Origin of the sequence: Actinomadura verrucosospora (genome assembly GCF_039540335.1) — a bacterium.
GTDB lineage: Bacteria > Actinomycetota > Actinomycetes > Streptosporangiales > Streptosporangiaceae > Spirillospora > Spirillospora verrucosospora.
Map to the genome: position 1 here is coordinate 87214 of NZ_BAABEV010000036.1, position 13587 is coordinate 100800.

Here is a 13587-nt window from a genome sequence, read left to right on the forward strand (position 1 = left end):
CGGGGACCCTGCGCACCCTCTGCATTCTGTGAGCTGAAACACGTCGAACTTAGATCATACGAAATCCGGCAAGGTAAAGGGAAGGTAAATTCAGCAGGCAGTGGCACCGCAGTCACATTCAGCGCCCAATAGGGGCCGGTCTCATTTCAGCGCGGAGCCGCGCTCCCGCAACCGGTACGCGCGCAGCACCGCGTCCAGCGCGAAACGCGCCGCCGGGTCGGCGAGCTGCCGGTCGAATTCCGCGCTGATCTGCCGCATCCGGTACCGGACGGTCTGCGGGTGCAGCCGGAGCCTCTGCGCCGCCTCCACCGCGTTTCCTTGCGCGTCCAGCCACGCGCACAGGGTTTCGGTCACGCGCATACGCCGGGTGCGCGGCATTTCCGCCAACGCGCCCAGTTCCCGGCGGGCGAGCTGGTCGAGCAGCGGCCCGTCCGAAAGAAGCCACAGCTCCAGCAGGTGCCGCTCGCACAGCGTGGGGCCGCCGTCCTCCAGGCAGCCCGCCTCCACCAGCGCCAGCGCCCGCCGCGCCCAGCGCAGCGAGTCGGCCGCCTCCCCCAGCGGGACGGTCAGCCCCACCGCGGAGCGGCGCTCGGGCAGGGCGCGGCTCAGCATCGCCGCGCGCTCCGGGCCGTATCCGCCGGGGATCAGCAGATGGGGCTCGGCGTCCGCGAGGTCGACGAGCACGTCGCGGTCCATCGCCTCCCGGACGCACCGTGCGCGCGCCGGCATCGCGACCATCGTCACCGTGGGGGGCACCGCCCAGCCGGCGGCCTCGGCGGCCTCGGCGAGCGCGCCGCTCGCCGCGCCGGGCCCGAGCACCATGCGCAGCAGGCGCCGGTGGTCGCCGGGCAGCTCGTCGGCGGACGACCGGACCTCCAGGTAGCCCTCGACCGACAGGGAGGCCAGCTCGTCGATGTAGGCGAACAGCGCCTCGGCCAGCCGCGTCGTCACCTCCGCGGGCAGCCGCCGCGCCCGAGCCACGGCCGCCACCCGCCGCCACGCGACCTGCACCCCGACCCTGTAGGCCGCCTGCAGCGCGTCCAGCGTGCGCCCCTGGTAGGCCTCGCTGCGACCGAGTTCCCGGCACAGCTCGTCGCGCCGCTCGTAGCCGTCGACGCCGCCTGAGACCTGGTCGACGAAGGCCGCCATGGCCTGCTCGACGGTGATCCGGTACGCGGACGGTTCCGACATCCCCTGCCGGGCGTACTCGGGAACCGACCGCTGGACCTCCTCGAGGATCTCCTCGGCCAGCGAGGGCAGCTCGGCACTCAGAATGGCGATGACCTGTGGCGGGAGAGCTCCGGGACGCCCCCCTCCCCCAACGAGGGCCCTCGTCATTCGCTCCTCCGCTCGCACCGTTCAAGAAAAGCCTCGACAAAATGTAACCCACATCACGGCCGCCGCACATCATTACGGAGGAGATCGCGCGTCCGAATGGCCGCGGCACTCACTGGCCGACAAAAATGGCCGGATTGAATGATCAATGGGAGACAATCCGGAGAGGCAGTGACCCCCGGCCGTTGACGCCCGGCCGCCCCCGGGCCGCCGATCACATCCGCACGCCATCCGAAACTGTCGGCACAATTCCGTCATTACGCGACGCAACGACTGTCCCTCACCGCAGTCACGGCGGTGCCGTGCCCGCGGGATCGCCGCGGACACGGCACGGTCGAACGGGCTCGGCTTCAGAGCTGGCTGTAGTTCTTCGACACGAGGTACTCGTTCTGGATCATCGTGTTCTTGCCGGCCGCCGAGGGGAATCCACCCACCTGGTTGACCAGCCAGTCGGCGATGCCGCCGCCGAACACGCACCCCTTGGCGCCGGGCACCGCGAACGAGTTGCCGACGTGCTTGGCCTGCAGCACCGGCGGCGTCGAGTCCGGCCGCGCGATCGAGAGACCCTCGCCGGTGATGGGCGTGTTGGGGGCCGGAGGGCTGGTGGTCCCCGTGGTGAGGCTCACCCTGATCGGGTTGCTGTTGGTGCCGACCGTGCAGTTGCTTCCGAGGAACGGGTTGATGAGCCGGACCTTCAGCCCGATGTTGATCTCGAAGCTGCTGCTGACCGGCATCTCGAAGACGCCGGCGTACTCGACCTTGGCGTACACGGCCGACAGGAGCGGGTCACCGAACAGGCCGGGCTGGACGAGCATCTTCGGGGCGTTGATCGCGCCGAAGACCGTCTTGGTCTCGAAGGTGCTGGGGTTGAAGGTGTTCGCCCACGTGATCCTGATCGGCTGCTCGATCTTCTGGTCGAAGTTGCCGACCTTGAACGTGCCGCTGGTGACCACACCCACCCAGCACTGCGAGTAGTCCGGCGACGCACCGTCCGGGAGGGGCGGGCAGTCGGAGAAGCTGAAGCTCGACGGGATCGGGTCCGGGTTGGCCGCCGAAGCGGGGGAAGCCAGGCCGAAGCTGAGCAGCGCAGCACCGAGCACGGCGGGAAGCGCCAGCCGGGAACTGCTTCTCCGGAAACGAATCGACTTCACCGGTTCGTCCTTTCTTCTTGCCGGGAGAAACGGGCACAGAGCGCCGGGCAGCCACAGTGTGATCCCAGCCGACGCGGAACCGTGAAGCGGATCCTCGATGAGAAAGATCCTCGATTCCCAATGGGAGAGTAATACTGAAACAATGCCGGTTCAATACACCGCGACGCACGAGCATGGAGATTTTCTCGCCTTGTAAGCGAATAGCAATGACGGCGGCCCGGGAGTGGCCGGTATTGTCATCGACCGCAGATCGCCGGGAGCGTCGGCCCTTCACCCGGACTCGTTCGTCCCGTCTGCTTCATATGGCGGAGAGCCAGAGGAGTCACCGTACTCGCCGCAGGCCGGCGACGGCCTGCAGCGAGCCGGTCTGGCCCTGCCGTCGCCCGGGGTGGTGCAGGCAACGATGCGGCCAGTCCTGGAGGGCCCGGGGACTTCCGGCGCGATTCAGATCGCGCCGGAACGAGAGGCCCATGGCGATGGGAGGTTCGGTCAGGGGGAGGTGATCCGCTGAGTGGGACGGAAGACGAAATCGCCCTTGTATGAATTGAAGACGCTGAGGAAGTCCGTGAACCCGGGGATCTCGCACGTCGAGTCCCCCGACGGCATCAACGTATGTGAATTCATGGAGAAGGTCCCGTTGTCATAGGAGCCTTCGAGAAGCCCAGGAGCCTCACGCTGCCCCGGGAGGAAGATTCTCCCCAGGTTGTGGGAGATCCGCAGCGTACAACGCCTCCCTCCGCCGGTGTCCACGGTCGCGTCGAGCAGCACACCGTTGATCTTCATCGCCGGCCGGCCGGTCGCCGCGTCGATGGTCATGTTCAGCCACAGCGAGCCGTCCTGCGTGACCTTGTCCTCCACCTGGTAGACGGTGCCGTCCGACGCTTCCACCTCGCAGCCGTCGAGGGACATGTCGCCCTTGCCCAGCCTGAAGCGCGACTGCCAGTGCCCCTGTTCGAGGTCGAGCCGCATGGTCGCCGACTCGCACCTGAACTCCGCGTTGTCCCCGGCGTACCCCAGGGTGAACGGTTTCGCGACCGCGGTGACGACCCCGCCGGGATCCACGGTAAAGGTCTGCGGAAGCGCGCCCGCGCCGTCCACGCAGCGGTTACCAGTGGTGACCTCGCACCAGAGTCCCGATTCGAGTCCCGCGTAGTTTCCCGCCCCGGAGACACTCGCGGTAAGGATCGGGCTGAGATCTTCGGTCACTCCGCAACCGGAGAAGGAGGGGATCGTGACGTTCTGGGCGATCAGCGGCTGCCCGCTTTCGTACTGAGTCGTCCCCGTTCTCAGCGTCCCCATGAATCCAGTCGCGGAAAGCGCGGTGGGGCTTGTCATGCATTTGTTGCCGAGATCGAGGGGAACTCCGTTGACCTCGGCCTTGCCCGCTTTGATGCGCACGTATGCACTGGCTTTGAGTTGTTGCTGGTCGACGGTCGGACCCGAAATATCGAGTTCGGTCGACAGCTGCTGGAGAATCCGCATGTTTCCTGTGATCGGGCCGGACCCGCCGGCCCGCGGGGAACCGACCTGAACGGCTTCCGCCACCGCGCGTGTCGGCATGAAGCCGAAACCCAGCATCGTGGCGGGGGTTGGATAGGTGCGGTTGACGAAGTATCCGCGGAAATCCGTCCAGTTCGGCCCGAAGAAAATATTCCCCATATAGCTTTCAGTCAGCGCCCGAACATTGTTCTCGAAAGCAACGGGAGCGGCGTTCCCGACCTTTTTGATGTTGAAGAACCCCGTCGCCTTGAGGCAGTACATCAGTCCATCACCGGTGTCGGCGTTCAGGCCGTCCGGATTTTCCGGGGACTCGAAGATCTTCGCCAGTTCGGGATCGTCGCTGATGGCGTACCGCGGATCCTGCCCCCGGGCAGGGATCAGCTTGCACAACTTCTCCGGAGAGGCGGTGGGCTGACGGGGCGCCGCGCTCGACGCGCCGGGGATCGCCGGCTCGTTCCCCCGCCCCACCCGCAGGCGTCCGAGTACCGGCGCCTTCTCCGCCGCACAGCGCAGCTTCAGTTCGGCCGCGTCCTTCCCCGTCGCCGCGTCGCCCGGCACCAGCGACAGGCCCACTGCCCCGGCAGACCATGAGAGCTCGCCCGGCGCTTCGGGGACCACCGGGGGCGCCACCCCGCTCCCGGTCAGGTGCACGGCCCCGTCACCCCGTGGCGGTGCGGCCGCCAGGGCGAAGGCCGGCCACCCGGCGCGCCCGTCGCCGCCCGGCCCGTGGACCGCGACCTGGATCTCCGCGACCCCTCCGAGCGCGGGGGAAGGCGTGGGCGACGGGGCGACGCTCGTCGCCGGTGGTGTCGACGCCCCGGCGGGGGAAGCCGCCGACATCCTTTTCACCACCTCGGGCGGGAGACCGACGTCGATCTTGATGGTGCCCAGCTGGACCGGCTGGCCGACGGTCCCTGTCGACGGGACGGTCGTTTCGATCCGCAGCGCCACATCGTGCGTTCCGGACTCGCCGGAGCAGACAAGCCCCATGTCGACGCCGATGTCCGCGATCGCCGCCGGGACCGCCACCAGTGCGCCGCCACTCACGGCGAGGCCCGCGACCGCCGCGATCCGCGCGACACCTCGGAACGTCCGATGCATTTCACATCCTTGATCGACGGGGAACCGCACCCGGGCGGCGAGCGCCCGGGTGCGGCTTCGGTCAGAGGCGTGCTCTCACGTCACGTGCGAACGACGGTCGGGCCCTCCTTGGCCGTGGAGTTGACACCCCTCAGTTTGATCACGCCGGCGAGCGTGGCCGTGTCGCCGTTCTTCACGATGTTGGTGGGGCACGTCGCGGAGACGCTGGTCGCGACGAGGTTGTTGGTGGACCCGAACGGCAGCGAGAGGGTACTGGCGGCCCCGGCGCTCGTCGGGTTGGTGTGCGTACCGTTGATGAACCCGTTGGTGCTGGTCGATCCCTGGAACGTCGCGGAGCACGGGATGCTGGGGATGTTCACCACGATCCTGACGCCGCTCAGCCGGCCGGGGGTGGCGCCCGAAGAGGTCAGGCCCGTGGTGGAGAGGGACCACGGCAGGTTCTGGGGCGTCACCGTGGCGACCTGGCTGGAGACCGTGCAGTTGCTGAACGTCAGACCGGTCACCGAGCCGACGGGGTCCACGACGCCGGTGCCGACCTTCACCGTTCCGGTGGCCGTCAGGGCCTTCGCAGCGCCGGTGTCGACGCAGGTCAGGACCCCGCCACTACTGCTGGCGGCCGCGACGGAGCCGCTGTTCTCTCCGGTGACGGCCTGGGTGGAGGGCGAGGGCACGCCGGGCATGGTGACGTTGATACCGGCCGCCCAGGCGGGGGTCGCGGTGAGAGCGGCGGCGGTGGCCGTGACCGCGGTGACGGTCAGAGCCATTTTCGAGATCTTTCGCATGTCAGTCCGCTTTCCCTTCACGGGGGGTGGTTTCTTCTTCTCGTAGGGACACTGACCGCGTTCTACAGGTCCAACTCCTCCGGGTTGACGAGCGCAGAACCCCGAAAGTCGAACTTCGTCGACTTCACCACAAGACCACCCAGTCCTGCCGTACTAATATCGGAATATACCCGCCAGTAGTGAACTTCTCAAGAGGCTGTTCGACTTCCCCTTAAAGCACCCCGCCGACCCATACGAGTTTTGTCATCAGATTAGTTTTCGATCAAGCCGGATTTATCACAGGATTCGAATCTCGTGACGATTCGGGGGTCATGCGCCGAGGGTGTCGATGGCGGAGATCTTCCATTTGCCGTCGGCGTACAGGGCGTCGACGGCGAAGACGGCCGCGGAGTAGCTCGTCTTGTTCGTGTCGGTGCGGGTGTTGCGCTGGTCGGCGAAGACGAGGAGACGGGCGCGGTCGCCGGCCAGGGATTTCACCGCCGAGTCGGTGACCGCCGTGGTGAGCACCTGCTTCTGCTGCGGAGCCTGCTTGCGCACCAGGGCGAAAAGCTGGTTGTACTGCTGGACGGCCTTTCCGGTGAGCAGTTCCTGCGCCGCCTTCTCCGTCTTGGCCACGTCGGCGTAGTTGTAGGAGAACACCGTGTTGACGGCCGTGGTCACCTGGCCCTTGACCTCGGCGGTGCGGCCATTGTCGCTGAGGGCGTCGTTCTGCGCGGAGGCCGCACCCGTGAGGTCGCGCTCCTGGGCGTTCGACCAGGCGGCCACTCCACCGAGCGCTACTGTCAGCGCCCCAAGGAGGATGACCAGGCGGGTGCGCGCGGTGCCGGGGACGAACCGTCCGGCCGAAGTGATCGCTGCCATTTCGCTTTCTCCTCCCCGCTCAGGGCGTACCGGTCGGGGCCTGGCCGAGCGCCGACAGTTTCCAGCCGTCCGAGGTCCGGGTGAGCTGGCCGGCGAACCGGCGGGTGTTGTCGACCGGCCTGCCGTCGGCACCGGTGATGGTGATGCGGACGGCGGCGATGACGGCCGCCTTGCCCGCGCGGGAGTCGAGTTCGGTCAGCCCGGATTCGAGGATCTTCGCGGTGCTGGTCGTCTTCGCCTTCTGCACCTCGGTCCTCAGCCGGGCCTGCCCCTGGACGATCTGGTCGTAGAGTTGCGCGGTCGCCGAGTCCTGCCACACCTTGAGGCCCGCGTCGACCTGCCGGTGGTCGAGGGTGTTGAGATTGACGATCTCCTGGCCGGCCACGGCGAGCACCCGATCCCGTTCGGCGGCGTAGGCCATCGAGTCGTCGCCGGACGCCGTGTGGTACGACCAGCCGAACCACGCGGCGGCACCGGCCGCGACCAGCGTCACGAGCGACGCGATCCGGATCAGCGGATCCTTGGAGAGGCGGTGCCGGGGCCGCTCGGCCGCGTCCTTCGCCGGCGGCCTCGCGGCCGGCGCCTCACCGGTCTCCTTCTCGGACGGCGACGGCTCCGGGTCCGGGTCCAGCTCCGGGTCCTCGGCGGCACCCTCCCCCGCGGGCTCTGGAGTCTCGGCCGCGTGGTCCGCGGACGGTTCCGGTTCGCGCGGTTCGCCGGCGGAGGTCTCGGGCTCGTCCGCCAGCGCCTCGCGCTCGTCGGCCGCCGGATCGGCGGTCTTGGTCCTGGTCTCGGACACCTGAGTCCACCCCTTCTTTTCAGGCGGCCCGGAGGTCGCTGATGCGCCAGCCGTGGTCGTCGCGGGCCGTGACGATGAGCTGGGCCGCGACCGGCGGACCGGTCGCCCTGCCGCCGCGGGTGGCCTGCTGGTCGAGCAGGACCAGCAGGACCGCCGTCCCGTCACGGGAGAGTCTGATCAGACCGGCCTTCGCGACCTTCGTGGTGAGGGCGAGCTTCATGACCGGCGCGTTCTGCTTCACGAGGCCGAACAGTTCGCGGTAGTCGCCGACGGCGCGGCCGGTGAGGGCCTCGTTCGCGGCGCGTTCGGTGGCCGCCGGGTCGGTGTAGGAGTAGGTGAAGATCCGCGCGACCTTCGCCGAGACGTCGGCGACGACCGCACCGGTCCGGGCCTTGTCGACGAGTGCGCGGTTGGCGGCCGGTGACCGCTCGCTCCGCCTGGCGGCCCAGGCGTCGACGGCGAGGGCGGACAGGCACAGCGCCAGCGCGAGGGCCACGGGCCACCCGAGCCCGGCCGCCCGCCTGAGTCCGGAGACGAGCGTGCGCCGGGCGGTCTTCCTCTTCCGCGGGGCCGGGTCGCGGCGCGCGGGGCGCTCCTCGGTGATGCTCACGGGCCGCTCCCCCCGGGCGCCGGCGCTCTCAGCGAGCTGATCTTCCACACGCCACCGACCCTCTGCATCCCGACCTCGTAGCGTTTGCGCTGCTCGGTGCCCTGGGCGGCGCCACCGGCGGGCTCGGTGAAGATCCGGACGGAGGCGAGGACGGTCGCCTCGCCCGCCGACCGGTCGAGCGCGGTGACGGCGAGTGCGGTGACCCGTCCGTGCGAGGGGGCCTTCTGCCCGGCGAACCTCGCGCGTGCGCCCGGGATGTCGCGTTTCAGTGCGTCGGCGAACGGGCCGGTGGCGACGTCCAGCCAGTGCGTCATGTCCAGCTCCGCCACCTTGGGGTCGATGCTGTTGATCAGCGCCAGATCGCGGACGGCGGTCCGGCTCACGTCGTCCCGCGCGGTGGCGAGGTCGTGGTCCGCGCCCCGTCCGGACTGGAACAGCGACCAGAACGACAGCAGCAGGAGGACGGTGGCGGCGGCCGTGAGGGCGTAGCCGGCCGGACGGATCCAGCGGATCATCCAGGTCGGCTTGCGCAGCGCGGCCGCCACGACGGTCACGGCGCGCCCCCGAGCCCGAGGAGGGCGGCGAGGTCGCCGGACGGCGCCTGCTGCCGCGCCAGTCCCGCCAAGCCCAGCGAGGCGAGCAGGCCCGTCGCCTCCGGGCCGCCCAGCGCGCCCGGCCTGGCCGGCGCCGGGACGCCCTTGCGCGGCGCGTTGGCGGTGCCGCGCACGTTGATGCCGCTGCTCGGGCTCTCCGCGCAGTGCGCGTCGGTGTTGAACGGCGCGGGCGACAGGGTGAGGCCGTCGCGGTACCTGGTCTTGCCGTAACCGCGGGTGCAGGGCTGCGGGTTGAAGAACGTGGTGACCAGACCCATCCGGAGCTTGCCCCCGTCCACGATGCTGGGGCCGATCGCCGCGACCCGCGGGAGATTGGCCAGCATCTCCTCGATGGCGGCCTGGCGAGGCTCGGCCACGCGGGCGGTCGTGAGAAGGTTCGCCAGCAGCACGCCGAGGCTCGGGTCCAGGTCGTGGAGCAGGCCGGACAGTTCCGCCGCCGCGCCGGGCCCGGCCGTGATCAGCTCGCGCAGATCGGCGTCGGAGTCGCGGAGCCGCCGCGCGAGCAGGCTGGAGTCGGTCGCGAACGCCTTGAACGCCCCCGACATCTCGTTCTGCGTCCGCAGCACCGCCTCCCCGTTGTGGATCAGAGCGCGCGTTTCGGGGAAGGCCGCGTCGGACGCCGAGATGAACCGGGAGCTCGTGTCGAGGAGCTGCTGGAGGTGCGGGCCCTGCCCGGCGAACGCCAGCCCCAGCTCGTCGATGAGGATCCTGGTGTCGTTCAGCGGGAGCGAGGCGGTGAAGTCGTTGACGCTCTTGAGCGTCTCGTCGACCGGCGCCGGGGTGGTGGTGACGCTGCGCGGGATCGTGGTGCCCTGGGCCAGATAGGGCCCGGTGTCGGCGCGGGGCCGCAGGTCGACGTACTGCTCGCCGACCGCGGAGCGGTTCGCGACGATCGCCTGGAGGTCGCGCGGGATGTCCGGCGCCGAGTCGTCGATCCGGAGTTCGGCGATGACGCCGTCCCGCGTCAGGTCGAGCCTGCCGACCTTGCCGACGGTGACGCCCCGGTAGGACACCGCGGACCCTTCGAAGAGGCCGCCGGTGCTGGGCAGGTCGAGCCGGACGGTGTAGTACCCGCGCAGCCCGACGTAGCGGCCGACGTCGGCGTAGTTGACGCCGATGTAGGCGACCACGACGATCGCGATGACGGCGAACACGGCGATCTTGATGCGGGTGACCAGGGTCAGCACGTCAGTTCCCCTCCCCCAGCGTCGGCAGCGGAAGGGCCGGCTCGCTGCTCGGGCTCTCGGTCCGGGGTGCCTGGCTCGGCGTCACCGGTTGCGGCGTCCCCCGGGTGGGGGCCCCGGTGGGCGGAGTCCCCGTGGTGGGGGTCCCGGCACCGGACACCGCGGCTCCGGAGCCGCGACCCGCCGCCGTGTCCGGGCAGGGCGCCGGCTGCGGGCCGGGGACCGTGGGCGTCGCGGCGAGGGCGCGCGCCCCCTCCTCGTCGTCAAGGCCGTCGAACGGCCCCTCCTCCTTCACCGGCGCCATGACGCAGTCGAAGCCGTCGGCGGCGATGACGGTGACGTAGGCGTTGAGGTAGTCGCCCTTGATCGCCTTGAGCGCCTCGTCGGTGAACGGGTAGGTCAGCAGGATCTCCAGGGACTTCGGCAGGTCGCGGCCGGAGTCGGCGAGCTTGCGCAGGACGACCGCCAGAGAGCGCAGGTTCGCGGCCGTGTCCTCCTTGCTGGCGTTGATCGTCTTGACGGCGACGTCCGAGAGCCTCTCCAGCCGGCGCAGCATCTCGACGAGCAGACCGCGCTGCTCTTCCAGCACCTTCAGGCCGGGCGACAGGTCGTCCAGGACGGTCCCGACCTGCCCGTTGCGGGCCCTGACCGTGGACGACAACCGGTTCAGCCCGTCGAGCGCGTTCACGATCGACTGCCGGTTCCGGTTGAGCGTGCCGGTGAAGGTGGCGAGGTTCCGCAGCGCGGACCGGACCTTGTCCTCGCGCCCGTTGAGCGCCTGGTTCAGTTCCCGGTTGATGGTCCGGATCTGCGGGAGCCCGCCGCCCGACAGCAGCAGTGACAGCGCGCCGAACACCTCCTCGGTGTCGGCGTTGCGCGTCGTCCGGGACGCCGGGATCACGGCGCCGTCGGCGAGCCGCTGCGGGGACGGCGCCGTCGTCGGCGCGGCGAGCCTGACGTACTTCTCCCCCAGCAGGCTCGACTGCTCCAGGTTGGCGGTCGCGTTCGCGGGCAGGTGCACGTCACCGTTCACGGCGAGCGTCACCTCCGCCTGCCACGCCCCCTTCGGCAGCGACACCTTCTTCACCCGCCCGACCGGGACGTCGTTGACACGGACGGCGGCCTGCGGGACCAGGTTCAGCACGTCCTCGAACCGCACCTTCACCGTGTAGGGGTGGTCGCCGAGGTCGGCGCCGCCGGGCAGCGGGACGTCCTCCAGCCGCACCGAGCAGCCCGCCGTGAGGACGACGCCGGCGGCGAGGGCCGCGACGAGCTTGTGCGTGCGCATCAGCGGTCCGCCTTCCCGCCGGTGCCGGCGTAGATCTTGCCCGCGGGCGGCAGCGGCAGCGCCGGCAGGCCGGTCTCCCGGGTCGGCGCCACCGCGACCAGCCCGCCCCTCTTCAGCCGGTCGCACTGCTCGCGGAGCGTCCGCGTGGCGGACGCCGCCGCGGCGCACACCGGCCGCTGGTCGGCGGCGATCGGGTCGACGCCCGGCTGGTCCAGGCTGCCGAACGCCTTGGTGATCTCCAGGAGGTCGCCGCGCGCCATCAGCGTCCGGGTCTTCGGGTCGTAGGCGCTCAGGGCGTTCTGCGTCACGAGCGGCGCGGTGTCGATGAGCTCGGCGAGGGACGCCCGCTGGTCGACCAGGACCTGGGTGACGTCCGAGAGCTTGCCGACGTTCCGTGCCAGCGCCGCGCGGTTGTCCTGGATGAACCCCTTCACCTCGGCGAGCGCCAGCGCGAGGTTGCGCAGGGCCGCGCCGAGCTCGTCGCGGTCGGCGGCGAGGAACCCGCTCACCTCGGCGAGCTGGTTCTCGGCGAGGCGGATCCGCCCGTCGTTGGCGCGGAGCATCTCGCTGAACTTGTTGAGGTTGGCGACCGTCGCGTACAGGTCGCCGCTGTTGTCGGCGAGCGTCTGCGACGCCTTGCCGAGGTCGGAGATCATGGTGTTGAGCGCCTGCCCGTTGCCGCCGAGGTTGGCGGCGCCGACCCGGATGACGTCCGACAGGGCGCCCTGCGCGTTCAGCCCCCGCGGGCCGAGGTCGCCCGAGATCTTCCGGACCGCGGCGTAGAGCTGGTCGAGTTCCAGCGGGGTCGCGGTGTTGCTCACATCGATGGACGCGCCGTCGGCCATCTTCGGGCCGCCGTCGTAGGCGGGGTCGAGCTGGATGTACCGGTCCGACACCAGGTTCGGCGCGATGACGATGGCGCGGGCGCCGGCGGGGACGGCGACGTCGTCGTCCACCCGCATCTCGACCCTGACCTTGTCGCCGAGTGGTTCGACGGAGTCGATCGAGCCGACCTTCACGCCGAGGACGCGGATGTCGGAGCCGGGGTAGACGCCGATCGCGGTGGCGAAGTACGCGGTGATCCGGTGCGTCGGCCCGCCGCCCAGGAAGGGGACCAGCGCGATCGCGACCAGCAGGACGAAGACCGTGATGAGCGCTTGCACCACCCGCGTCCGGTGGTCGCGGATCGGCGAGCCGAGTTTCGGCAGCCTCACCGGGCGCGTCGAGGGGGACGCCATGTCACCGTCCTCCCGTCAGGTGCGGCGGCTTGCAGCGGTCCGGGTCCTCCGGTTGCCACCTGCCGTTCACCAGGTACTCCTCGGGGACGGTCCCGCACAGGTAGCCGTCCACCCAGCGGCCGTTGCCCGTCGCGTTGCCGAGGACGCGGATGTAGGGCGTGGCCGTCGTCAGCACGCGCTCCAGGTTCTTCTGGTTGCGTTGGAGGACGCCGACGACCCGCTCCAGGGACGCGAGCGTCGGGCCCAGCGTGCGGCGGTTGTCGTCGACGAGGCTGACCAGCTCCGTGCCGAGCCGCTGTGTGCCGACGAGCAGCGCGTGGATGGCGTCGCGCCGCCGGCGCAGCTCGCCGAGCAGCAGGTTGCCGTCCTTGAAGAGCGTCTCGAACTGGGAGTTCTGCGCGGCGATCGTGCCGGACAGCTGCTTGGTCCCGGCGAGCAGGCGGGACAGCTCGGCATCCCGCGACGCGATCGTGGAGGACAGCGCCGACAGGCCGTGCAACGCGACCCGGACGTCGGCCGGGGTGTCCTCGAACGTCGTGGAGATCGTCTCCAGGCTCTGCGCGAGCCTGGTCGTGTCGAGCTGCTCGAACGTCCGGCCGAGGTCCTGGAACGCCGTCGTGACGTCGTAGGGGGCCACGGTCCGGTCGAGCGGGATCGGCTCCTTCGGGTTCTGCCTGCGGTAGCCGAGCGGGTCCAGCTGGAGGTACTTCGACCCCAGCAGCGTCTTGATCATGATGGTGGCGCGGGTCGCGTTCCCGACCCAGGTGTCCTTCACCCGGAACGTGACCTTGACCTTGTTCCCCTTGAGCGAGACGCCGGTGACCTTGCCGACCTTCACCCCGGCGACGCGGACCTCCTGGCCGGGGTTCAGCCCGGCGGCCTCGGAGAAGTACGCGCTGTAGGTCGTCCCGCCGCCGACGAGCGGCAGCCGGTCGGCGCGGTAGGCGAGCGTGCCGAGGACGAGCAGGATCACGATGCCGACGACCGCCACCCCGATCGGGTCGCGGTCGCGCAGCGGCTCCAGCCGCGGCCGGCCCCGCTTCGGGCGCGGCAGCGCGCGCGGCAGCGGCGGAGGCGGCCCGCCCGCGGACGGCATCCCAGACGTGCATGAAGGCGGTCTCGAC

General features: G+C 70.1%; 12 protein-coding genes. All 12 read right to left on the bottom strand.

What is annotated here, in order from left to right; all coding sequences use genetic code 11:
* Positions 1–141 precede the first annotated feature (141 nt).
* Positions 142–1338 (bottom strand): PucR-like N-terminal domain-containing protein, encoded by a 1197-nt coding sequence (locus ABD944_RS30870; protein ID WP_345182770.1) that lies wholly within the window; start codon positions 1336–1338, stop codon positions 142–144.
* 347 nt (positions 1339–1685) lie between these two features.
* Positions 1686–2486, bottom strand: a complete 801-nt coding sequence (locus tag ABD944_RS30875; RefSeq protein ID WP_345182772.1) for a hypothetical protein — start codon at positions 2484–2486, stop codon at positions 1686–1688.
* Positions 2487–2975: 489 nt separating this feature from the next.
* The gene (locus ABD944_RS30880; RefSeq protein WP_345182773.1) at positions 2976–5087 is read right to left on the bottom strand and encodes a hypothetical protein; all 2112 of its coding nucleotides are present in this window, start codon (positions 5085–5087) and stop codon (positions 2976–2978) included.
* 80 nt (positions 5088–5167) lie between these two features.
* Positions 5168–5851: a hypothetical protein gene (locus tag ABD944_RS30885; RefSeq protein WP_345182774.1), complete on the bottom strand. Its 684-nt coding sequence runs from the start codon at positions 5849–5851 to the stop codon at positions 5168–5170.
* A gap of 327 nt (positions 5852–6178) precedes the next feature.
* The gene (locus ABD944_RS30890) at positions 6179–6730 is read right to left on the bottom strand and encodes a hypothetical protein (protein WP_345182775.1); all 552 of its coding nucleotides are present in this window, start codon (positions 6728–6730) and stop codon (positions 6179–6181) included.
* 19 nt (positions 6731–6749) lie between these two features.
* Positions 6750–7529, bottom strand: a complete 780-nt coding sequence (locus ABD944_RS30895; RefSeq protein WP_345182776.1) for a hypothetical protein — start codon at positions 7527–7529, stop codon at positions 6750–6752.
* 19 nt (positions 7530–7548) lie between these two features.
* Positions 7549–8139 carry a hypothetical protein gene (locus ABD944_RS30900; RefSeq protein WP_345182777.1) on the bottom strand — a complete coding sequence of 197 codons (591 nt, stop codon included), beginning with the start codon at positions 8137–8139 and terminating at the stop codon, positions 7549–7551.
* Entirely contained in the window at positions 8136–8693 is a 558-nt protein-coding gene (locus ABD944_RS30905) for a hypothetical protein (RefSeq protein WP_345182778.1), read from the bottom strand. The genes ABD944_RS30900 and ABD944_RS30905 overlap by 4 nt, the downstream gene beginning before the upstream one ends.
* Entirely contained in the window at positions 8690–9940 is a 1251-nt protein-coding gene (locus tag ABD944_RS30910) for an MCE family protein (RefSeq protein ID WP_345182779.1), read from the bottom strand. Before ABD944_RS30910 ends, ABD944_RS30905 begins: the two co-directional genes overlap by 4 nt.
* 1 nt (position 9941) lies before the next feature.
* Positions 9942–11225: an MCE family protein gene (locus ABD944_RS30915; protein ID WP_345182780.1), complete on the bottom strand. Its 1284-nt coding sequence runs from the start codon at positions 11223–11225 to the stop codon at positions 9942–9944.
* The gene (locus ABD944_RS30920; protein WP_345182781.1) at positions 11225–12463 is read right to left on the bottom strand and encodes an MCE family protein; all 1239 of its coding nucleotides are present in this window, start codon (positions 12461–12463) and stop codon (positions 11225–11227) included. The genes ABD944_RS30915 and ABD944_RS30920 overlap by 1 nt, the downstream gene beginning before the upstream one ends.
* A gap of 1 nt (position 12464) precedes the next feature.
* Positions 12465–13587, bottom strand: a 1123-nt coding sequence (locus tag ABD944_RS30925) for an MCE family protein (protein WP_345182783.1), incomplete at its 5' end; no start/stop codon positions are given.

Coding starts and splice junctions, on each gene's coding strand:
- ABD944_RS30870 (WP_345182770.1), bottom strand. CDS start 1,338: ATGACGAGGGCCCTCGTTGGGGGAGGGGGGCGTCCCGGAGCTCTCCCG.
- ABD944_RS30880 (WP_345182773.1), bottom strand. CDS start 5,087: ATGCATCGGACGTTCCGAGGTGTCGCGCGGATCGCGGCGGTCGCGGGC.
- ABD944_RS30885 (WP_345182774.1), bottom strand. CDS start 5,851: ATGGCTCTGACCGTCACCGCGGTCACGGCCACCGCCGCCGCTCTCACC.
- ABD944_RS30890 (WP_345182775.1), bottom strand. CDS start 6,730: ATGGCAGCGATCACTTCGGCCGGACGGTTCGTCCCCGGCACCGCGCGC.
- ABD944_RS30915 (WP_345182780.1), bottom strand. CDS start 11,225: ATGCGCACGCACAAGCTCGTCGCGGCCCTCGCCGCCGGCGTCGTCCTC.
- ABD944_RS30920 (WP_345182781.1), bottom strand. CDS start 12,463: ATGGCGTCCCCCTCGACGCGCCCGGTGAGGCTGCCGAAACTCGGCTCG.